At 63.8% G+C, this 22,042-nt stretch carries 19 protein-coding genes; 13 read left to right on the top strand and 6 right to left on the bottom strand.

Features of this window, described 5'->3' with window-relative positions; translation table 11 throughout:
• Window positions 1-127: 127 nt before the first annotated feature.
• The 10 genes from dctP (at window position 128) to CS1BSM3_RS14720 (ending at window position 11,150) form a co-directional block, all read left to right on the top strand.
• On the top strand, window positions 128-1,186 hold the full coding sequence (gene dctP, locus CS1BSM3_RS14765) for a TRAP transporter substrate-binding protein DctP (RefSeq protein ID WP_072387886.1): 1,059 nt from the start codon (window positions 128-130) through the stop codon (window positions 1,184-1,186).
• 69 nt (window positions 1,187-1,255) lie between these two features.
• On the top strand, window positions 1,256-1,792 hold the full coding sequence (locus CS1BSM3_RS14760; protein ID WP_072387884.1) for a TRAP transporter small permease subunit: 537 nt from the start codon (window positions 1,256-1,258) through the stop codon (window positions 1,790-1,792).
• Window positions 1,793-3,115, top strand: a complete 1,323-nt coding sequence (locus tag CS1BSM3_RS14755) for a TRAP transporter large permease (RefSeq protein ID WP_072387882.1) — start codon at window positions 1,793-1,795, stop codon at window positions 3,113-3,115.
• A gap of 88 nt (window positions 3,116-3,203) precedes the next feature.
• Window positions 3,204-4,133 (top strand): phytanoyl-CoA dioxygenase family protein, encoded by a 930-nt coding sequence (locus CS1BSM3_RS14750; protein WP_072387880.1) that lies wholly within the window; start codon window positions 3,204-3,206, stop codon window positions 4,131-4,133.
• 33 nt (window positions 4,134-4,166) lie between these two features.
• Window positions 4,167-4,937 carry a sterol desaturase family protein gene (locus tag CS1BSM3_RS14745; protein WP_072387878.1) on the top strand — a complete coding sequence of 257 codons (771 nt, stop codon included), beginning with the start codon at window positions 4,167-4,169 and terminating at the stop codon, window positions 4,935-4,937.
• Between the two features lie 20 nt (window positions 4,938-4,957).
• Window positions 4,958-5,158, top strand: coding sequence for a hypothetical protein (locus CS1BSM3_RS14740; RefSeq protein ID WP_072387876.1), 201 nt, complete (start codon window positions 4,958-4,960; stop codon window positions 5,156-5,158).
• A gap of 116 nt (window positions 5,159-5,274) precedes the next feature.
• Window positions 5,275-5,967, top strand: a complete 693-nt coding sequence (locus tag CS1BSM3_RS14735) for a GntR family transcriptional regulator (protein ID WP_072387874.1) — start codon at window positions 5,275-5,277, stop codon at window positions 5,965-5,967.
• A 182-nt stretch (window positions 5,968-6,149) separates the two neighbouring features.
• Window positions 6,150-6,728, top strand: coding sequence for a TetR/AcrR family transcriptional regulator (locus CS1BSM3_RS14730; protein ID WP_072387872.1), 579 nt, complete (start codon window positions 6,150-6,152; stop codon window positions 6,726-6,728).
• A 58-nt stretch (window positions 6,729-6,786) separates the two neighbouring features.
• The gene (locus CS1BSM3_RS14725; protein ID WP_072387870.1) at window positions 6,787-7,962 is read left to right on the top strand and encodes an efflux RND transporter periplasmic adaptor subunit; all 1,176 of its coding nucleotides are present in this window, start codon (window positions 6,787-6,789) and stop codon (window positions 7,960-7,962) included.
• 41 nt (window positions 7,963-8,003) lie between these two features.
• Window positions 8,004-11,150, top strand: coding sequence for an efflux RND transporter permease subunit (locus tag CS1BSM3_RS14720; RefSeq protein ID WP_072387868.1), 3,147 nt, complete (start codon window positions 8,004-8,006; stop codon window positions 11,148-11,150).
• A gap of 53 nt (window positions 11,151-11,203) precedes the next feature.
• Here the strand turns inward: CS1BSM3_RS14720 and CS1BSM3_RS14715 are convergent, their stop codons facing one another.
• A complete protein-coding gene (locus CS1BSM3_RS14715; protein WP_174263688.1) occupies window positions 11,204-12,280 on the bottom strand; it encodes an LLM class flavin-dependent oxidoreductase in 1,077 nt (358 codons plus the stop codon).
• Between the two features lie 165 nt (window positions 12,281-12,445).
• Between CS1BSM3_RS14715 and CS1BSM3_RS14710 the strand changes: the two genes are divergently transcribed.
• Complete coding sequence (locus CS1BSM3_RS14710) at window positions 12,446-13,813, top strand: NAD(P)/FAD-dependent oxidoreductase (RefSeq protein WP_072387864.1); 1,368 nt, start codon at window positions 12,446-12,448, stop codon at window positions 13,811-13,813.
• Window positions 13,814-13,839: 26 nt separating this feature from the next.
• Here CS1BSM3_RS14710 and CS1BSM3_RS14705 read toward each other — a convergent pair whose 3' ends face one another.
• The 4 genes from CS1BSM3_RS14705 to CS1BSM3_RS14690 form a co-directional block, all read right to left on the bottom strand.
• Entirely contained in the window at window positions 13,840-14,658 is an 819-nt protein-coding gene (locus CS1BSM3_RS14705) for an alpha/beta fold hydrolase (RefSeq protein ID WP_072387862.1), read from the bottom strand.
• A gap of 32 nt (window positions 14,659-14,690) precedes the next feature.
• Entirely contained in the window at window positions 14,691-15,737 is a 1,047-nt protein-coding gene (locus CS1BSM3_RS14700) for a PLP-dependent cysteine synthase family protein (RefSeq protein WP_072387860.1), read from the bottom strand.
• Between the two features lie 162 nt (window positions 15,738-15,899).
• Window positions 15,900-16,373 carry a cupin domain-containing protein gene (locus tag CS1BSM3_RS14695; RefSeq protein WP_072387858.1) on the bottom strand — a complete coding sequence of 158 codons (474 nt, stop codon included), beginning with the start codon at window positions 16,371-16,373 and terminating at the stop codon, window positions 15,900-15,902.
• Window positions 16,374-16,429: 56 nt separating this feature from the next.
• The gene (locus tag CS1BSM3_RS14690) at window positions 16,430-17,275 is read right to left on the bottom strand and encodes a class I SAM-dependent methyltransferase (RefSeq protein ID WP_072387856.1); all 846 of its coding nucleotides are present in this window, start codon (window positions 17,273-17,275) and stop codon (window positions 16,430-16,432) included.
• Between the two features lie 107 nt (window positions 17,276-17,382).
• Here CS1BSM3_RS14690 and CS1BSM3_RS14685 point away from each other — a divergent pair, with 107 nt between their 5' ends.
• Together CS1BSM3_RS14685 and CS1BSM3_RS14680 are read left to right on the top strand one after the other, a co-directional pair.
• Window positions 17,383-19,452, top strand: a complete 2,070-nt coding sequence (locus CS1BSM3_RS14685; protein ID WP_072387854.1) for a BTAD domain-containing putative transcriptional regulator — start codon at window positions 17,383-17,385, stop codon at window positions 19,450-19,452.
• Between the two features lie 132 nt (window positions 19,453-19,584).
• Entirely contained in the window at window positions 19,585-20,775 is a 1,191-nt protein-coding gene (locus CS1BSM3_RS14680) for a M24 family metallopeptidase (RefSeq protein ID WP_072387852.1), read from the top strand.
• Between the two features lie 7 nt (window positions 20,776-20,782).
• On the opposite strand, the gene CS1BSM3_RS14675 is transcribed toward CS1BSM3_RS14680, so the two are convergent.
• On the bottom strand, window positions 20,783-21,991 hold the full coding sequence (locus CS1BSM3_RS14675) for an acyl-CoA dehydrogenase family protein (protein ID WP_072387850.1): 1,209 nt from the start codon (window positions 21,989-21,991) through the stop codon (window positions 20,783-20,785).
• Window positions 21,992-22,042: the final 51 nt, after the last annotated feature.

Raw genomic sequence — 22,042 nt, 5'->3', positions numbered from 1 at the left:
GTGCCTTCAGCGCCGCAACAGAAAGGGTCGCGATCAAGAAGACTGAGATGAACACGTGAGCGTTCAGAAGGGGCCAACAACAGAGCCCCGACAAAACGACATAGGGAAACGTCAAAGGAGTGAAGACATGAGACGCAGCCTTGGGCTCTCTCTGGCAGCGGTCGGCTTGACCGCCGGCCTGCTGCTCGCGGCACCGGCGACCTTCGTGCAAGCCGCCGAGCACAACTGGAAACTGCAGACCGAGTGGGGCGGCGGTCCGCTGATGGATCTCGGCGCCAAAGCCTTTGCCGAGCGCATCAAGCTGCTCACCGATGGCCGCATCGAAGTTCAGGTGCTGCCGGTCGGCACGCTCTCCAAAGGGCTCGAGTCGCGGACGGCCGTAGCCAACGGCGTTGCCGAAGCCTGCCACACTTGGATCGGCTACGACTGGGGCAAGGACAAGACCACCGTTCTTTTCGGCGGCTTCTCCGGCTCGATGGACAGCGAGCGTATGCTGCACTGGATTTATGAGGGCGGCGGGCTCGAGCTGTGGCGTCAGTTCAACGAAGAGAAGTTCAACATCATCTCGATGCCGCTCTTCACGCGAACGGCCGAGGCCTTCTTGCATTCGCGCAAACCCGTGCGGACGATGGACGACCTCAAGGGACTGAAACTCAGAACGGCGGGAGCCTGGCTCGAGATCTCGCGCTCGCTTGGCGCAGCCTCGGTCACGACGCCCGGGCCTGAGACCTATCCAATGCTCGAGCGCGGCGCCATCGACGCCACCGAGTGGGGAACCCTCTACGAGAATATCTCGATGGGATTTCACAAGATCGCGAAGTACGTGATCATCCCCGGCGTGCACCAGCCATCCGCGCCGTTCGAGCTGTGCGTGAACAAGGCCGCCTGGGGCAAGCTCTCCGACAAAGACAAGAAGTTCGTCGAGATGGCCGCAAAGCAGGTCACGCTCGAGAGCTGGATGCGCGTTGGTGCTGAGGATGCCAAGGCACTCAAGTTCTTCCGCGAGCAGGGGAACGAGATCATCGAGCTCTCACCCGAGGTCCAAAAGGCGACAAAGGACATGTCGGTGAAATGGGCTGAGGAGCAGGCCGCGACCAATCCCTGGTTCAAGAAGGTCTGGGAGAGCCAGCGTGCCTTCGAGGCGCTCTGGGCCAACGCGTCGAGCTACCGCAACACGCGCTACTGATTTTCGCCCTGGACCGGGCCCCTCGGGCTCGGCCCACAATCACTTCCGCCCAACTTCAAGGGGGACCGCATGAGATCTCTCGTGCGCACGATCGAGCGCATCTCCGGCATCAGCGGCTATGTGACAGCCTGGCTCGTGGCACCTCTCATTTTCGCCACGGTCTATGACGTCGGAGCACGCTATCTGTTCAACTCGCCGACGCAGTGGGCCTACGAGGTTGCCTATATGGCCATGGGAACGCATGCGCTCCTCGGCATGGCCTACACGCTCCGCGAGGGAGGTCATATCCGCATCGACGCCTTCTCGCAGATGTTCTCCGAAAACACGAAGGCCTGGATAGATCTCGTTGGCTATTCGCTGTTCGTGCTGCCGTGCCTGCTTTGGATGACTTGGTCGCTATGGAGCTACTGGTGGCACTCCTTTGTGACCAACGAGCTCTCGGGCCAATCGGCCTGGAACCCGATCATCTGGCCCTTCAAGCTCGTCTTCTTCATCGCCTTCGTACTTTTGGTGCTCCAGATCTTCGCGGAGATCTTCAAGGCAATCCTATTTCTCACAGGCAAGCGCCCCAGCTACGAGGGCAATCGTTCGGCGGAGGCTCACTAGATGCTCGGTGCTGCCTCCCTGCTGATGTTTCCTGCGCTGCTCTTTGCCCTCTTCATCGGCTTTCCCGTTGCCTTTGCCATGATCGGCGTGGCGTTCGGCTTCGGCTACTGGGCTTTCGGCCCTTCTGTGATCTACCAGTTCATCCAGAAGGTCGATGCCATGGCATCGAACTTCGTGCTCGCCGCCGTGCCGCTTTTCGTTTTTATGGGCGCAATGCTCGAGCGCGCCGGCATCGCGGAGCGGCTCTTCGAGGCCATTCACCTCTGGACACGCCGCCTCCCTGGCGGCCTCGCAATCGGCACGGTGCTGATGTGCGTCGTGTTCGCGGCCTCGTCGGGCGTTATCGGTGCGACCGAAACCGTGGTCGGCCTGCTGACCATCCCAGTGATGCTGAAGTACAAGTACGACAAGTCGCTTATCTCGGGCGTGATCTGTGCCGGAGGATCGCTCGGGACGATCATCCCGCCCTCGATCGTGGTCGTGTTGCTCGGCCCGGTGGCGAACGTGTCGATTGGCGACCTCATGTTCGGGATGCTGATCCCTGGCCTGCTCCTCGCGCTGCTCTATATTTTGTACATCCTGGTCCTGTGTGTTGTGTGGCCAGACAAGGGCCCGCGTATCCCGCCCTCGCCTGACGATCCGCCATTCCTCGAAAAAGTGCGCATCTCGGCGATTGCGCTTTGGCCGCCGATGCTGCTGATCATGGCCGTGCTCGGCTCGATCATGTTCGGCATCGCCGCGCCGACCGAGGCGGCCGCACTTGGAGCGCTCGGTGCGCTGCTGCTTTCTGTGGTCTACGGCGATTTCTCTCTACGGGTCCTGAACGAGTCGCTGATCAAGACGCTGAAGATCACGGTGATGATCCTCACCATCCTGATGGCGGGCAACATGTTCGCCGGCGTCTTCATCGCCGGCGGCGGTGTTCAGACCACCGAAAAGCTCATTGCCGCCGCCAATCTCGGCCCGTGGCTGACGCTGGCCGTCTTCCTGTTCATCTGCTTCCTGGCCGGCTTCATCCTCGACTGGATCTCGATCCTGCTGATCTTCATTCCGGTCTTCGTGCCGATCGTGAAGTCGATGGGCTTCGATCCCGTCTGGTTCTGCGTCCTCTTCCTGATCATCATCCAGACCAGCTACCTGTCGCCGCCCATGGCGCCGGCAATCTTCTATCTAAGAGGCATCGCGCCGCCGGAAATAACGATCAATCACATGTTCCTCGGCGTCGTGCCGTTCATCACGGTTCAATTCGTCTGCCTGATCATCGTCGCAGCATTTCCACAGCTCGTGCTGTGGCTGCCGACGGTGCTGCTCGGCTTCAGGTAGTGCAGACGAAACTGTCCAGTTGACCATGACAGCGATAATGATGTACTTCTGATATATCAGACGGCTCCGCGACGATAGGGAGTGCCCGATGACGCCCGAAGAGATCCTTGCCATCAAGCCCAAGGTGCTGACGCAGAAGCAGCGCGAGTTTTACTTCGAGAACGGCTACATTCTGCTCGAGAAGCTGCTCCCCGATGAGTGGATCGAGCGCCTGCGCGCGACGACAGACGAGATGGTCGACAAGAGCCGCGGCGTCGCGAAGTCGGATGCCGTCTGGGACCTCGACAAGGGCCACACAAGAGACACGCCGCGCCTGCGCCGCCTCTCCAGCATGAACGATCACCACCCCACATACTGGGAGTACGCTGCGGGGCCGCGCTCACCGCTTCCCGATGCGATCGCCGATCTTGTCGGACCGGACGTCAAATTCCACCACTCCAAGCTCAACTTCAAATGGTCGAAGGGGGGCGACGAAGTGAAGTGGCACCAGGACATTTCCTTCTGGCCGCACACCAACTACAGCCCATGCACGGCCGGCACGTACGTGTTCGACTGCACGGCCGATCAAGGACCGCTCGGCGTGCTGCCTGGCAGCCACAACGGCCCGGTCGTCGATCAATACAATGATCAGGGTCAGTGGGTCGGCTGCATGAAGCCCGAGGACGCAGCAGCGATCGACATGAGCAAGGTCGTTTACCTCGAAGGTCCGGCGGGATCGGTGACGATCCACAACTGCCGCACGCTGCACTATTCGAAGGCGAACTGGTCAGAGACGCCGCGGCCGCTGCTGCTCAACGTCTATTCCGCAGCCAACGCCATGCCCTACACGTATAACCCCCTGCAGTCGCGGTACTATGGCGCCGTCGTGCGCGGCAAGCCCGCACAATGGGCGTATCATGATCCGCGACCCTGCCTGCTGCCGCCGGATTGGTCGGGCGGGTACACATCGATCTTCGCCCTCCAGCAGGAGGAAGACTGGTCCAAAGAGCGCAAGGTTGCAGCCGGCGGCATGATGTAGCCGGCCGCCTCAACGGTACGAGAGGAAGAAAAGATGATTACAGAACGCCAGAAGCAGTTCCGGGCGCAGTATCGCGACCGCATCATGGGGTTCTACGACGGCTACCTGCACATCGCGATCATCTACGCAATGGGTGCCGCGGCCTTCTACATCTACCTGCAGCACATTCACGCGCCGACCTGGCTCGAGCTCCTCACGATCCCCGTCACGTTCCTCTTCACCAACGTCTTCGAGTGGTTCGTGCACAAGTACATCATGCACCGGCCGATCCCGATCAAAGGCCTGCGCTCCGTGTACGAGCGCCACACGCTCAATCATCACCAGTTCTTCACTGACGAGGAAATGCGCTTCCGCGATCACAAGGATTGGCGCGTCACCGTCTTCCCGCCTTACGCGCTCGTCGTCTTCATCCTGATGTCGATCCCAGGCGGGCTGATCCTCGGGTATTTGTTCTCGCCGAATGTCGGCTGGCTCTTCATGTGCACGACGACGGGCATGTATCTCATCTACGAGTTCATGCATTTCTGCTGCCACGTGGATGAGAACTGGTTCGTGCGCCACTGCCCGTTCGTGAACACGCTGCGGCGCCATCACACCGCCCATCACAACGCGCGGCTGATGATGGAGGTGAACATGAACCTCACCTTCCCGATCGCAGACTGGTTCTTCGGGACCTCGGACCTCAAGCGCGGCCTGCTCGGCCATATCTTCAACGGCTACGACACGGCGCACCTCAAAAAGGATCTGAGGGGCACGCCGAAGCGGCCGGACGAGGCGGCGGCAGCGACCATGGGCAACTACTGAGAGAGCGGTAGCGAAGCGTCATGCCAAACGACGTCAAAGCCATCGTCTCGGTGGTAACTCTGCTAGCGGCGCTGGCCTTCGCCTATTGGGAGGCGACCATCGCCAGGACCGTGCCGGCCTGGTTCGTCATCGGCTTTGCCATATTCGCGGTCGTTGCCATGTGGATCTTCCCCGAGGCCGGCGTGAAGAAAGGCGACATGCCGCCGAAGAAGCCACGCTGAGCAGAGTGGCCACGCGGCAGACCCCGTGAGTTGTGGCTGGCCCTTTCGTGGGGCCGGCCTTATTCATGGTCCGACAAGGGGAGAGAACCCGGCGACCTGGGACCTGAGCACATTCCATGACGCGTGTTTTGCAGATCAAAAAGCCGGATCAGGTTGCAGCAGCCAAATCAGAGACGCTTACGGAGCAGGCCTACAATCGTCTCGAGGAGATGATCGTTACCCTGCGGCTCCCGCCCAGCGCAGTGCTCTCGGAGCAGGCGCTGGCCACGGAGCTCGGCATCGGCCGCACGCCCGTTCGTGAGGCCCTGCAGCGTCTCGCCCACGAGGGCCTCGTGCTGGTGCTGCCGCGCAAGGCGATCATCGTCACCGATACGGACCCGCGCCGCCAGCTTCTCGTGCTCGAGGTCCGCCGCGAGCTGGAACGGCTTCTCGCGCGCACGAGTGCCGAACGCGCCACCGACGCCGAGCGGGAGCGCTTCCTCGCCATTGCCGAGGGCATGGGAGCCGCCGCACGCGCCAATGACGACATCACCTTCATGAGGCTGGATCGCGAAATGAACGCGCTGCTGATCCAGGCCGCGCACAATGAGTACGCGTCGCGCTCGATGCGCTTCCTCAATGGCCATTCGCGGCGCTTCTGGTACCTCCACTACAAGGAGGCCGCGGACCTGCCGAAGTGCGCGCGCCTGCACGCCGACGAAGCGCGCGCCATCGCCAAGGGGCAGACCGACCGTGCCATGGCGGCCTCGGACAAGCTGCTCGACTATGTCGAGAGCTTCACTCGGGCCACGGTTGGCCTTCGTCGCTAGGCCGTTGCGACCGGACAGGATGGCTTGCAGATTAGATTATTATCATTCTAATTCAATGGATTACGCCACAAGAACGCCTTAAAACCTTTCCTCAAATCGGGCGGGGCTCATCGAAAAGTGTCTTGACGGTCGAACAACTCCCCCATAAATAACCGTCCGGTCGGAAATAAATGGGGCGACCTATGGCGCGTACCCGAACGATTGATCGCACTGCAATGCTCGAGGCTGCCCAGAGGGTCGTCGCCCGCGACGGCGCCACGCGGCTGACGCTGGATGCCGTTGCCGCCGAGGCCGGGATCAGCAAGGCGAGCGTCCTCTACGACTACAAGACCAAGCAGGCCCTCATAAAGGCCGTGATCGAGCACCTCTCCGCCGCCGAGGTCGCGCGTCTCCACGCGTTCATCGAGAAGGAAGGCGACAAACCGAATGCCGCGATACTGGGATTGATCGCGGCTGCCGAGAGCGACGAGACGGCTTTCCATAGGAACGTCGCTTTAGACCTTGCCGTCGCACTCAATCAGCACAATGATCTACGGTGCGCAATTCAAGAGAGCATCGGCAGCTTCATCGAGGCCATCCAGGCGAGCTCCACCTACCCGCGCCGGGGCACCGTGGCGTTTTTGGCTGTCGAGGGGCTGAAACTCATCGAATCCTTCGGACTGTACGAATGGCCGCCAGGGGAGCGCGCTCGGATACTCGAGGATATCCGTGCGCTCCTACGCCCCGAGACGCCGAACGAGATGCAGGATCTGGCGCTGTAAGGCTGGTGCATACCGACGACCGCAGCGCTGCAGTACTCACCAATTCAGGAAATACTCCATGGTCATGAACTTCAGGAAGACGGGCGCTGTATTGGGCGCGGCAGCGTTGCTCGCAAGCGCCGCCGCCCCCTTGCCCGCTGCGGCACAAATGCCCCCGAACATGCCGGTCCCGGTCAGCGTGATCACGGTCGCGCCCGAGGACGTGCCGATCACCAACGAGCTGCCCGGGCGCATCGCGCCGACGCGCATCGCGGAGGTCCGTCCGCGGGTGTCGGGGATCGTCATCGAACGCGTGTTCGAGCAAGGCAGCCTCGTCAAGCAAGGCGATGTCCTCTACCGCATCGATCCCGCGCAGTTCAAAGTTCAGGTCGACAGCGCGCGCGCCACGCTCAAGCGGGCCGAGGCCGCACGCCTGCAGGCTCGCCAGCAGTCCGACCGCCAAACAGCGCTGCGCGAGCGCGATATCGCCAGTGCCCAGCAGTACGAGACGGCTGTCGCGGCGTTGGCGACGGCCGACGCCGACGTCGCAGCGGCCCAGGCTGGCCTCGCCGCTGCCGAGCTGAACCTGCAGTACACCGAGGTGCGCGCGCCGATCAGCGGCCGCATTGGTCGCGCGCTCATCACCGAAGGCGCGCTCGTCGGGACTGGCGCTGCGGATATTCTGGCGACCATCCTGCAACTCGATCCCGTCTATGCCGACTTCACGCAATCGGCCAACGAGCTTCTCCACCTGCGCCGCGCCCTGAAAGCCGGCGAGCTGGGGAGCAACAAGGCGGGCGAAGCTCCCGTTCGGCTTCTGCTGGACGACGGCACGCCGTACCAGCACTCGGGCCGACTGCTCTTCTCCGAAGCCGCCGTCGACGCCCTGACCGGTCAGGTCACGTTGCGCGGTGAGTTCCCGAACCCGGAAGGCGATCTCCTGCCCGGTATGTATGTGCGTGTCCTCATCCAGCAGGGCATCCAGCGCAATGTCATCGTCGTCCCCCAGCAGGCCGTGCAGCGTGATGCCGGCGGTCGCTCGCAGGTCTACGTCGTAAAAGACGGCAAGACAGCCGAGCTGCGCGTCGTCCTGACAGGGCGCATCCTCGGCAACCGCTGGGTCATCGAGAGCGGCCTTCAGCCGGGTGATCAGGTGGTGGCCGAGGGCTTCCAGAAACTACGCCCTGGCGCACCGGTCGCTCCCCAGCCGTGGAAAGCCGCGTCGAACAACGGCGGCAGCACACCCAAGAAGTAGACGCGACCGCAACGCCCTCAGCGAGCGAGAAGTCCAGAACCATGCCGAGTTTTTTCATCCAGCGGCCCATCTTCGCCTGGGTCGTCGCGATCTTCATCATGATCGCCGGCGCGATCGCCATTCCGCTGTTGCCGGTCGCACAGTATCCGAACGTGGCCCCGCCGCAGATTTCGGTGCAGACGACCTTCCCGGGTGCTTCGCCCGAGGACATGTATCAGAGCGTGACACGACCGATCGAGGAAGAGCTCAACGGCGTTCCAGGGCTCCTCTATTTCGAATCGACCTCTGACAACTCCGGCCGCATCCAGCTCACGGTGACGTTCACGCCGGGCACGCGCATCGGCGAAGCGCTGGTCGAGGTGCAGAACCGCATTCGCCGCGTCGAGCCGCGCCTGCCGCAGGCCGTCGTGCAGCAGGGAATGCGCGTCGAGCAAGCCGGCACCGGCTTCCTCCTCGTCATTGCGCTCAGGTCGACTGATGGGAACCTCGATGCCGTCGGCCTCGGCGACTATCTGAATCGCAACGTCATGGGCGAGATCCGACGCATCTCCGGCGTGGGCAGCGCGACGCTCTTCGCCACGCAGCGCTCCATGCGCATCTGGATGGATCCGGACAAGATGCTCGGGTTGCGCCTCACGGCCAACGACATCCTGGCCGCGATCCGAGCCCAGAATGCGCAGGTAGCCGCTGGCGCCATCGGCGCCCAGCCCAATCCGATCACACAGCAGATCTCCGCCACGGTTCTCGTTCAGGGCCAGCTCACCTCGACGAATGAGTTCGGCGCGATCGTGCTGCGCGCCAATCCAGACGGCTCGTCCGTTCGCCTGCGCGATGTCGCCAGGATCGAGATCGGTGGCGAAAGCTATGCCTTCTCCACGCGTCTCAATCGCCAGCCCACAGCCGCCATCGGCGTTCAGCTCTCGGCGACCGGCAACGCCCTCGCGACCTCCAACGCGATCCAGGCGAAGATGAACGAGCTCGCTCGCTTCTTCCCGCCCGGCATCGAGTACAGCATCCCCTACGACACATCGCCGTTCGTGAAGGTGTCGATCGAGAAGGTGCTGCACACGCTCGCGGAAGCGATGGTGCTCGTCTTCCTCGTGATGTTCCTGTTCCTGCAGAGCTTCCGCTACACGATCATCCCAACGATCGTCGTGCCGATCGCGCTGCTCGGGACCTGTGCATTGCTCTTTGCCGCGGGCTTCTCGATCAACGTACTGACGATGTTCGCCATGGTGCTCGCCATCGGAATCCTGGTCGACGACGCCATCGTCGTCATCGAGAACGTCGAGCGAATAATGGCCGAGGAGGGCCTGTCGCCGCGCGAGGCGACACGCAAGGCCATGGGGCAGATCACGGGTGCGATCATCGGCATCACGCTGGTGCTCACGGCCGTCTTCGTGCCGATGGCGTTCTTTCCGGGCGCGGTCGGCATCATCTACCAGCAGTTCAGCCTGACGATGGTCGTCTCGATCCTATTCTCGGGCTTTCTGGCGCTGTCGCTCACACCGGCGCTCTGCGCCACCTTTCTCAAGCCCATTCCTCAGGGACATCATGAGAAAGGCGGTTTCTTCGGCTGGTTCAATCGCGGCTTTTCGCGGACGTCGAAGCGTTACAGCGGCGCCGTCGGCCATATCGTACGCCGGCCCGCGCGCTTCATGGTCATCTATCTTGCGCTGCTCGTCGGTCTCGGATGGGCATACGTCCGGCTGCCTACGGCATTTCTACCGAACGAAGATCAAGGCTACCTGATCGTGGATATCCAGGCGCCGCCGGAAGCCAGCGCCAACCGCACGCTCGACGTCATCCGCCAGATCGAGGATGCCTTCCTTGCGGAGAAGGGCGTCAGTCGCGTGTTTGCCATCTCCGGCTTCAGCTTCTCCGGCGCCGGGCAGAACGCGGCGCTGGCGTTCGTGCCGCTCAAGGACTGGAGCGAGCGCGGCCCGGAGGACTCGGCCCAGGCGATCGCCAATCGCGTCAACGGCAAGCTCATGCAGATCCGCGACGCGCTGTCGTTCGCGCTGTCGCCGCCGCCCATCCAGGGTCTTGGCACGACGAGCGGCTTCTCGTTCCGTCTGCAGGACCGCGGCGGTCTTGGGCAGGCACAACTTGCTGCCGCGCGCGATCAGCTCATGGCTGCGGCATCGAAGAACCCGAAGCTCGCCGGCGTGCGCGTTGAAGGCCTTCCCGATGCTGCGCAGGTCACGCTCATCATCGACCGCGAGAAGGCGAACACCTTCGGCGTCACGTTCGCGGACATCAATTCGACGATCAGCGCCAATCTCGGCTCGAGCTACGTGAACGACTTCCCCAATGCGGGCCGCATGCAGCGCGTGACCGTTCAGGCCGAGGCGGGACAGCGCTTGCAGACGCCGGATCTCCTCAAGTTGAACGTCCGCAATGCGGCCGGCGGCATGGTGCCGCTCTCCGCCTTCTCGCGCGTCGAGTGGGCAAAGGGGCCCGCGCAGGTCGTCGGCTACAACGGCTATCCTTCCGTTCGCATTGGCGGACAAGCCGGCCCCGGCTACTCATCCGGCGACGCGATCGCTGAGATGCAGCGGCTCGCGGCGACGCTGCCCGCCGGCTTCGGCTACGAGTGGACAGGCCAGTCGCTACAGGAAATCCAGTCCGGATCGCAGGCGCCCTACCTGATCGGGCTCAGCATCCTGTTCGTCTTCCTGCTGCTGGCGGCGCTCTATGAGAGCTGGTCGATCCCTCTCGCGGTCATGCTCGTCGTCCCGCTGGGCGTCATCGGCTCGGTGCTGGCCGTCACGCTCCGCGGCATGCCGAACGACGTCTACTTCATGGTCGGCCTGATCACGATCATCGGCCTCTCGGCGAAGAATGCCATCCTCATCGTCGAGTTTGCCAAGGATCTGCACGCCGAAGGCAAGTCCGTGCTCGATGCCACGATCGAGGCGGCGCATCTGCGCTTCCGACCGATCCTCATGACGTCGCTTGCCTTCACGCTCGGCGTGGTTCCGCTGGCGCGTGCCGTCGGCGCGAGCGCGGCGAGCCAGAACGCGATCGGCACGGGCGTCCTCGGCGGCATGATCACGGCGACGGTCCTCGCGATCTTCTTCGTGCCGGTGTTCTACGTGTTCGTGATGCGCCTGTTCAGCCGCCGCGAGATGCAGGATGCGGTTGCCGACACGCCACCGGTGGAAGGCGAGAGCACGAACGCTTAGAGGGCGCGAGATCATCCCACGCCCTCTCTGATCGCACACGGATACTGCTGCGCCTATTCTGCCGCCTTGGCGGGTGGGCGCAGCCGCGGGATCACCTCGTGCGCGAAGAGCTCCAGCGACGTCTTGGCCTTCTCGCTTCCATACCAGGGCGGATAGTGCAGCATGAGCGAGGTGAGACCCGTCTTCGCCTTGAGCTCCTCGATGCGCGCAATGACCGTCTTCGGCGAGCCGTGAATGATCGTCGAGCGAGCGAGCGCATCATAGTCGAGGGCATCGGAAATCGAGTCCTTGCCCTGCGAGACCTGCCCGAGATAGCCGGACTGATGACCGCCTGAGAAGTGCCTGAGGTGGCGGAGCAGTCCTTCCTCGCTATCCTTCTTGGCCTGCGCATCGCTCTCGGCGACATAGACCCAGCGCGCGATATCGATCTGGCCAAAAGCGGGATTGGCCCGGGCATCTGCGCTCGCCTCGGCGAGGTTGGCGCGGTAGTGCGCCGTTTGCTTGGCCAGAGTGTCGAACGGCGTGAGCGTCGAGAGCATGAGACCGAAGCCAAGCTTGCCCGCGGCCCCGATCGAACGGTCCGTTCCGCCGGCGAGAAAAAGCGGCGGATAGGGCTTCTGCAGGGGCTGCGGCAACAGCTCGTAGTCGCCATCGACGATGGCCGTAAAGTACTTGCCCCTGCGGCTGGTCTTGCCGGTGCGGAAGAGGTCCACCATCAGGGCCAGCGCCTCGTCCTGCATATCGCGGCGCACTTCGAAGTCGAGCCCGAAGCCGTCGAACTCGTACTTGCGATAGCCGGAGCCGAGGCCGAGAGCGACGCGACCGCCGCTCAGGATATCGACGAAGTTCGCGTTCTCGACGACGCGCACGGGGTTCGCGAGCGGCAGCGTGACCACGGCCATGCCGAGGCGGATACGCTTCGTGAGCGCTGCGAGGTGCGCGGCATAGACCCAGACATCAGGCATGATGCCGTATTCGGTCGAGAAGTGATGCTCGGCGAGCCACGCGTAGTCGAAGCCGAGGCGGTCAGCGGTGACGATCTCGTCGGTCACGCGGGCGTGGACGGCCTGATGAGGATAGGGCTCGCGGTCCCTGTGGGGATGGGAGGTGAACAGGATCCCAAATTCCATATGGTCGCTCCTCGCTTCGTTCTTGCTGTTCTCGAGACGTCTCTCGCCGATATCCATGCACAGTGCCACCATCCCGTGTAGGCTTCCAGAAGCGGCGGAACCTAGCTGCCATGCCGCTCCATCAGGCCGGAAAGGTACCGATCGCAATTCGAGGGGGCGACGCGCATGCAATCATACGACGTGGATGTCGCGATCATCGGGGCGGGCATCGCCGGCATTGCCGCGGCCTACTACCTCGCAACGGAGCACAAGAGAACTCGGCTCCTGATCCTCGACATGGGCCAGCCCATGGCGCTCACGTCTGCTGCATCAGGCGAGAACTACCGGAACTGGTGGCCGCATCCCACCATGACCGCGCTGACCGACACCAGCATCAGTCTCATGGAGGACATCGCGCGGCGGACCAACAATCGCTTTCATATGACGCGGCGCGGCTATGTCCTGGCGACGCGCCGGCCTCGCCCTGAGGATCTGATCCGCCAGCTCGATGCAAGTTACGGCACGGCACCCGCGGGCACCATCCGCATTCATGAGAGCGCGAACGCGCGTTACGAGCCACCGGTCTCGGCCGATTGGGAGGCAGCACCGGGCGGCGTCGATGTCCTGCTCGATCGCGAGCTGATCCGCCGGCACTTCCCGTATTTCGATCCCGACATCGCGACGATCCTGCATGTGCGCCGCGCTGGCGATATCAGCGGCCAGCAGCTCGGTCAGTACATGCTCGAGGAAATACGGGCCGCGGGCGGCCGCTTCCGTCAGGCGCGCGTCACGGCAATCAGATCGGACGGCCGTTTCACGCTCGAGACCGAGGCGAACGGCGCCCGCGAGATCGTGCGCGCCGATGTCATCATCAACGCTGCCGGCCCCTTTGCTGCGCACGTCTCGGCCCTGCATGGCGAGAGCCTGCCGATCATCAATGTCCTTCAGCAGAAGATCGCCTTCCCCGATCAGCAGGGCGCCATCTCGCGCCAGATGCCCTTCTCTATCGATCTCGACGGCCAGTCCATTGAATGGACGCCTGAGGAGCGCGAGGCCCTCGCGACGGATCCAAACCTCGCCCGCTTTCTGGAGCCCATGCCCGGCAACATCCACTGCCGGCCCGATGGCGGGGAGCGCGGCACGTGGATCAAGCTCGGCTGGGCGTACAACAGCACACCGAGTGCGCCGATGCTCGAACCGCCGCTCGATCCGAATTTTCCAGAGATCGTGCTGCGCGGTGCCAGTCGCCTGCATCCGCGCCTCAAACCGTACATTGCGGCCATGCCGCGCGAACGCATTCACTATGGCGGGTATTACCCGATGACCGGCGAGAACTGGCCCCTCATCGGACCTGCGAAGACGCCCGGCGTCTTCCTCATCACGGCGCTATCGGGCTACGGCACCATGGCTGCCTGCGCGGCTGGCGACATGTGCGCCCGCTGGGTTGCCGGCGCTGCGCCATCGACGCTCGCCAGACAGCTTTCTTTCGAGCGATACGAGGACGAGGGGCTCATGGCCGGGGCTGCGGGCACGGCACACCGCGGACATCTCTAGGTCAAGTGCGCTCGCCGCACACCGCGCTAGGCCGCGGCTGCCCGATCCGCTTTTGCCACGTGCTGCGCGACGGCCTCCGCAACCTCCACGGCGTGCGTCGCGATCATGAAGTGCGCGGCACCAGCGATGGTCATCCGCTCGGCGCCCGGAACGTGATCTGCCAGAAGCTCATTCGCGCGCTGCACCGCCCGTGGGCTGGCTCCACCCCAAAGAATGAGCGTCGGAACGTCGATCTCGGCAAGCTGCGCGGCGGATTCGGGAAAGGCATAGCCGCACGACCAGTCGAGGATGTTCACGTGCGTCGTCTCGATGGCGTAGGCGCGGAGCCGCGGCGGCCATGAAGCGAACGTACCGCCGCCGCCGTAGAAGTCGATCATCTCGGCGACGGCTTCCGGCTCGCCGCGCTCGAAAGCCGCGAAGTAGACATCCGTCATCCGGTTAAAGCCCGCGTAGAGCTCATCCTCGCCGAGATGTCTCAACAGGGGCGCGACTGGCGCCTCGATTATACTGAGGCTCGCGACGGGGACGCGCTTGCGCAGCGTTGTCACCAGCGCCACCGATCCGCCGAACGAGTGTCCGATGAGATGAACGGGGCCGCCAGTCTTCTGCACGACCGCCTCGATCGCATCCGCCTCCGGCCCGATCGCTGGCGCCTTCGGGTCGCGGCGCTCAGCCGTGCCGCCATAGCCGAGCAGGCTCGTCGTCACGCAGCGGAAGCAGCCGTTCCATACGGCCATCATCGGCCGCCAGGCTGCACCCGTGCTGCATGAGCCAGGCACCAGAACCACCGTCGGTCCGGTGCCGCTTTCCTCGTAGTCGATGCGCCCGCGGGGATCCTCGATCATGATCGCATCTCCCTCGCGGGGCCGTGTCGTCCTCAGGCCGGGAACTGCGCGCTCGGCGTCGAGCGGGAGATCTCCGCCTCCTCGGGCGTCATGTCCGCCGGCACATTGCCGAACAGCGGCGTGCTCAGATAGCGCTCGCCGGTATCGGGCAGCATGCACAGGATCGTCGTGCCCTTGGGCGCCTCTGCAGCGATCTTCAGCGCGCCGGCGAAGGTAGCGCCCGCCGTGATGCCGACAAAGATGCCTTCCTTCTGCGCGAGCTCCATGCTGAGGCGAAGCGCTTCAGCGCCCGGAATGCGGATGATGCGGTCGATCACCTTCATGTCGACGACATCGCTGGTCAGCTTCGGAATGAAGTCCGGCGTCCATCCCTGCATGGGATGCGGCTTGAATGCGGGATGGGGCGCTGCCGCCGAACCATCGGCATTGCGCTCCTGCACGATGCCGCTCGTCAGGAGCGACGCATCTTCCGGCTCGCATACGATGACCTTCGTGTTCGGCATCTCTTTCGCGAGCACGCGCGAGACACCCTTTAGCGTGCCGCCGGTGCCATAGCCGGTCACCCAGTAGTCGAGCTTGTCGCCTTTGAAGTCCTCGACGATCTCGCGCGCCGTGGTGCGCGAGTGCATGTCGGCATTGGCCTCGTTCTCGAACTGACGCGTGAGGAACCAGCCGTGCGTCTTGGCGAGCTCGACGGCCTTGGTGACCATGGCGACCGCGCGCCCCGCAGCCGGCGTCAACACGACCTTCGCGCCGAGGAAGCGCATGAGCTTGCGCCGCTCGACACTGAACTGCTCCGCCATGGTCACGACCAGCGGATAGCCCTTCTGCGCACACACCATGGCGAGACCGATGCCGGTGTTGCCGCTCGTCGCCTCGATGACAGTCTGGCCGGGTTTGAGCTCGCCGGATTTCTCTGCCGCCTCGATGACACCGAGCGCCAAACGATCCTTCACCGAACCGAGCGGATTGAAGGCTTCGATTTTCACGTAGAGGTTCACGCCCGGGGGCGCGAGACGATTGATGCGCACAACCGGCGTATTGCCGACTGTTCCGAGGATGCTTTCAAAGCGGGCCATCGGTGTCTCCTCATTGATCAGGTGTTTTCTGAAAGTTGCGTTTGGATGACTAACCGTGAGACTAGGCTATCATCGCATTATGTTTTCCGACATGACCTGAAAGCAGGGCTGCTCGGACACCAGCCTGCCCGGTTAACGGGCAGGCCGGCATTGCTCATGACCTTATTTCTTACGCGGGTCATCGGCCGGGTTCACGTAGGTAACACCCCACGGCCCGACGCTGTGAATCTGGACGATCGTTTCTTCTGTCGTCCATGCGAAGTGCTGCGTGCCCGGCTGCATGATCGCAAAGGCGCCCGGCGTCAGCGGTTTCGTCTTGCCCATGTCGAGCTTGTCGCCCGTACCCATATTGAAAGTGCCGGAGAGGACTGTGACATGCTCGATTACTGGATGTGTGTGCGCCGGCAGGCGATAGTTGGCGGGGAATTTGATCCGCGCCGTAATCGGGCCCGCCTTGTCGAGCGGCCCCTCGAGGACCGAGATCTGTGCACCAGCAGGTAGCGAAGGCACAGGCCCCCATTTGATGTCCGAGGGGACGACCATCACGTGGTCGCCATGGTGCTGTCCCATGGCCACGTAGCCAAGCGGCAGCGAAAGCAGGGCCGCGAGGAAAATCGAGCGCGCTATAATCTTCATGTCTAGATTCCTTTTGCGTCTTCGAACGAGCGGTCGCTATTGACGTGCTCTTGGCGTCAGCGCTTCGTGATCACCACTTCGAGGTACTCGCTCGGGACGACCATCGTGTCGTCACCCGAACGGTTGAAGCGGGCGATGAGGTCCAACACATCGGCATGGAGTGCGGCCTGCTTGGGCGGCTCAAGGGCTTCGAAGGCCTTGAGGAGCGGGCCGTAGTAATTCTTGAAGACATCGAGGAAATGCTGCGGCGAGCGATAACGGAAGACAAAGGCGCGAGGCTCGGCCTTGATCGCCGCGGCCGAGCCGAAGATCTCGGCCAGACGCTCGCGCTTGCCCCACAACGCGGGAGACTTCACGCCGGCCGGTGGCGGCAGGTGCTGGCCGAGGGTCTTGAAGAGCTGGCCGATGAAGCCCTCGGGCGTCCAGTTGGCGAGCCCGATCTTGCCGCCGGAACGGCAAACGCGCGCCATCTCGGAGGCCGCCTTCTCCTGGTCCGGCGTGAACATCACACCGAAAGTGGAGACGACCGCATCGAAGGTATTGTCGGCAAACGGCAGGGCCTCAGCATCGGCCTCCTGGAAGTCGATCTTGAGGCGCTCGGCTGCGGCGCGCTGGCGGCCCCGCTCGAGCAGCGCCGGGACATAATCCGTCGAGATGACATCGCACCACCGGCGGGCGGCAGCGAGCGATACGTTGCCGTTGCCTGCGGCGACATCGAGCACCTTCTGCCCCGCTCTGAGGTCGAGCGCCTCGCAGAGGTCCTCGCCGACGATCTGAAGGGTTGTGCCAACAACGGCGTAGTCGCCGGACGACCAGGCGCCCTGCTGGCGCGCCTTTACCGCCGCGAGATTGGGGCCAGCCGACTGCGGATTTTGACTGTTTACGGAAGGGGCTGTAACCATGGGGTGTTCCCTTTGATTGACTGGATGGCGCATTCGCCTTTGATTTCCGCCGCATACGGCCCTGGCATTCGGGGCCCGTCGGCTGATCTATGAATTAGACGCCCGGCATGGGCGCGAGCGTTGGAGGCGGCGTGGAAAAGCCCGTGGAAACGCACGACGTGACGGCATCCGGCGCCGCCGGAGGCCTCGACGTGCGCCTGCTCGGACCAATTTCCATCCGCCGCGACGGCGTCGCGCTGGCGCTGCCGTCCTCGCGAAAGGTCCGTGCGCTCTTCGCCTATCTGGCGTTGGCTCCGCATCCGGTATCGCGCAGCCGCCTCTGCGAGCTTCTTTGGGACGTTCCCAACGATCCGCGCGGCGAGTTGCGCTGGTGTCTCAGCAAGCTGCGGCGCCTCATCGATACGCCTGACCGGCGCCGCGTCGAAACCAACGGCGATACCGTTCGGCTGGACCTCGAGGACTGCTTCGTCGATGTCATCGAGATCGCCAGCGCGACACAGACCGGCATCGAGGCACTCGATGCGCCGCGCCTCAGTGTTCTATCGGCGATGTTCGCGGGAGATCTCCTCGACGGTCTGGAAATGGACCGCAATCCCCACTTCAATACATGGCTGGCGGCTGAGCGGCGCCGCTTCCGCGCCCGTCACACCGCTGTACTCGAGCATCTCGCCAAACGCGCCTCCGAAGAAGAGGCACTGGGCCACCTCGAGAAATGGCTCGAGCTTGCGCCTTTTGATCAGAGCGTCCATGAGCTGATGCTCCGGGCGCTCGTCCGGCGCGGTCGCATTCCTGACGCCGAGACACATCTTGCGACAACGGTTCAGCTCTTCGAGGCCGAAGGGCTGGACGCGACGCCGCTCCGTCATGCATGGCGCGCCGCCCGCACGCTGCCCATCGCGACACCGACGACTACGGCGGCCCCCATATCGGTGCTCCAGACCTTGGTGTCACGCGAGCCAGAGGCCGCCCCCGAACCATCCGCGATCTCGCCACCAGCCCCGCGCCGCGCCTCGGTTGCCGTGATGCCGTTCGCCGATCGAACGCGAGATCGCGGCGCTTTTGCCGCCGGCCTCGTCCACGACGTCATCACGCGGCTGGCCAAGCTCCGCAGTCTGTTCGTGATTGCTCCAGGTACGGTGTTTGCCCTGCACGAACGCCGCCTCGATCCGGAGGCTGCGGGCCGCGCGCTGAACGTCGACTACATCGTCACCGGCACCTTGCAGATCGAAGGCCCGAACATCACGGTCGCGGTAGAGCTCTCCGAAACCCGCACCGCGCGCATCGTCTGGTCGGACGTGTTCAGCCGAAAGCTCGACGACGTCTTCCTCGCGTTCGAGGAGATCGGCAATCGCATCGTCGCCTCGATCGCCAGCGAGGTCGAATCCGCCGAGCGCAATCGCGCGATCCTCAAGCCGCCGAACTCGCTCGATGCCTGGGAGGCGCATCACCGCGGCCTCTGGCACATGTATCGCTTCAACAAGGCCGACAACGATCAGGCGCGCCACTTCTTCCAGATGGCCGTACGTCTCGATCCGACGTTTGCGCGCGCCTACGCCGGTCTTTCGTTCACGCACTGGCAGAATGCGTTTCAAGGATGGGCACCACGCGAGCTCGAAACCAACCTCGCCTTCGACGCTGCCGGCAGGAGCCTGATGGCCGACGATCGCGATCCCGCCGCGCATTGGGCCATGGGCCGTGCTCTGTGGCTCAGGAACCAGCATGGCCAATCGGTCAGAGAGCTGGAAACAGCCGTAGACCTCAGCCCGAATTTTGCCGCCGGCCACTACGCGCTCGCATTCGTGCGCTCCCAGGCCGGTGATCCGCGGGCGGCCATCGATGCCTCCGACCATTCCCGCCACCTCAGCCCATTCGATCCCCTCCTCTTCGCCATGCTCGGCGCGCGCACGATGGCCCTCGTGCGTCTTCAGGATTTCGAAAGTGCGGCGGACTGGGGTGCCAAGGCCGCATCGCGTCCCAATGCGCACCCTCATGTGCTCGCCATTGGAGCCTACAGCCAGGCGCTCGCCGGCCGCATGGAGGACGCACAGATCTATGCCGCCTCAATTCGCCGCGCGCTGCCGGACTACTCCGTCGAAGATTTTTTCCGCGCATTCCGGTTCGACGAGACGGGAATGGAACTGTTCCGGAAAGGTGCGAAGCGCCTCGGCATGGCCTGAACGCGCGCCATTCGCGCGCAAAGCGGTGGTCGCGCCGCCCCCAAGAGCGCTATAGTCGCGATGACCGCCGGGCGGCCGCGCGACCGGGCCGGGGCACATAAATTTCGACGCGCTGTGTCAGGAGGTTCGCCCATGGCTGCTGCCGAAGCCGAAATCAAAAAGCCCATTCCGTTCGATACCAAGCATCTCGACAAGCTGATGGACGACGCCGGCATCGACGTGCTGGTCGCCACCTCGAAGCACAATGTGCAGTACCTGCTCGGCGGCTACCGCTTCTTCTTCTTCGACACCATGGAAGCGGCAGGCACCACGCGTTATCTGCCGGCCATTGTCTACCAGAAGGGAAAGCCCGAGAATGCCGCCTACGTCGGCTGCACCATGGAGAACTTCGAGCGCGAACTCGGCAAGTTCTGGCAGCCGACCTTGAAGCTTGGCACCACGGGCACGCAGGCAACCATGAGCGAAGTGGTGAGCCACATCGCGAAGCTCGGCCCCGTGCGCCGCATCGGTGTCGAGGCCGCCTTCCTGCCGGCCGACGGCGAGGCCGTGCTGCGACGCGGCATCGCCAATGCGGACGTGGTGGACGCGGTCTTCCCGCTCGAGCGCCTCCGCGCCAAGAAAACGCCGGAGGAGATCGGCTATCTGCGCGAGGCCTCCGAGCGGGTCGTCGATTCCATGATGACGACCTTCCGCAAGCACTGCGTGCCGGGTGCGACCAAGCTCGAGGTCGTCGAGGCCCTGCGGCGCGAGGAAGTGAACCGCGGGCTCGTCTTCGACTACTGCCTCATGACAGCCGGCACGAGCCTCAACCGCGCGCCCTCCGAGCAGCGGCTCGCCAAGGGCGACATCATCTCCCTCGACTCGGGCGGCAACTACAAGGGCTACATCGGCGATCTCTGCCGCATGGGCGTCGTCGGCGGGAAGGTGGACGCCGAATATGAGGATCTGCTCGCCTTCGTCGAGGAAGTGCAGCAGGCCGTGCGCAAGCCGATCCGCGCAGGTGCGCGCGGCGGCGACATCGCTGCCATTGCCGACAAGATGCTCGACGCTTCGCCGCACCGCAAATACACGCACTTCATGGCTCATGGCATGGGTCTCGTGACGCACGAGGCGCCGCGCCTGCAGGACCATCCGCGCATGTCCTACGAAGGTTATGACAAGGATCGTCCGCTGGAGGCCGGCTACGTGATTTCCATCGAGACGACGATCGGCCATCCGACGCGCGGCTTCGTCAAGCTCGAGGATACGATCCTCGTCACGGACAACGGCTACGAAGCCCTCGGCGACGGCGGCCGGGGCTACAATGCGGCGGGCGGCGGCTGAAGGGATTTTAGCCGAGCACGACCGGCGAATCGGGCGGGAGACCAAGGAACACCCGCCCGATCGTGATGAAGTTCGCGGGCCGTCCCTGGATCTGCTGCGATGCCGAGTACGCATCGCGCAGTCGCCGCTCGAAGGAATTGACTGGGAAGATCGCGGTCTGCCCTGCAGCGCGATAAGCATCGGCTGCGATCTGTACGCCCTGATTGATGACGTAGGTCGTGGCGAGCTTCAGGTTCGCGCGCTCGATCAATGGAAAGTCGCGCGTTTCGCGCGTCTTCTCCCAAATCTCGTCGAGCGTCGTGTGAAGGTAAGCGCGCGCTGACCTGAGCCGCGCCTCGAGCTGCGCCAGCTCGGACTGGAACACCGGACTTTCCATAAGCGCTGACGGCGCCCCGCGAGGCGTCTTCGTCATCGCGAGCGCAGAAAGATCGCTCACCATGCCCTGGGCAATGCCGAGCATCAATGCGCTGAAAGCCGACGCGTAGGCAGCAGTTCCATTGAAGACGAAAAGCGTGCCGTCTTCCGCGCGCTCCGTAGGCTCGTCGCGATCGACCGTCTCGTCCTCGGGCACGAAGAGATCCTGCACCTCGAATGTGTAGCTCGCCGTACCGCGCAGCCCGAGCGTGAACCACATGTCGTCAATGCGCGCCTTCGAAATCGCAAAGAGGGCTGTGCGATCGAGCTGGCGGCCATCGCGTCGGCGCGGCGTGCCATCGGCCTCGAAAACATAGCTGTGACCTCCGAGCAAGGTCGCATTGGCACAGCCGCTCGCGAACGTCCATTTGCCGCTCACACGATAACCGCCATCGACCGCGATCGCCTTGCCCTGGATGCCGGCGCCCCATGCGAGGACGGCATCCTTGGGACCGAACAGGCGGCGCGCGGCCTCGGGCTTGAGGTACGCCGCCGACATCGCACAGCCCGCTGCCTGCCCGAGGCACCACGCCGTGCTGGCGTCGGCGCGTGCGATGATCTCGATGACCTCGGCAAGGGTCTTCAAATGCAGTTCATCGCCGCCGATCGACTTCGGCAGGAGCATACGAAAGAGACGCGCTTCGTGCAGTGCAGCAATAATGTCGGACGGCAGCGCACGCGCCTCTTCGATCCGGTCGGCCGCCGCACGCAGCGTCTCGACAATGCCATGAGCGCGCGCAACGGCATCAGGCGGTGCCGATCCGGCCGCCAGCTCCTCGCCCCTCTCCCTGCGACTTGCCATTGGCCACAGTCCTCCCGAGCGCAGATGCTTTTCTATTTTGTACTTCACGCG

This window comes from Hyphomicrobium sp. CS1BSMeth3, assembly GCF_900117415.1.
GTDB lineage: Bacteria > Pseudomonadota > Alphaproteobacteria > Rhizobiales > Hyphomicrobiaceae.
This window is presented reverse-complemented; position numbering and strand designations above follow the sequence as displayed.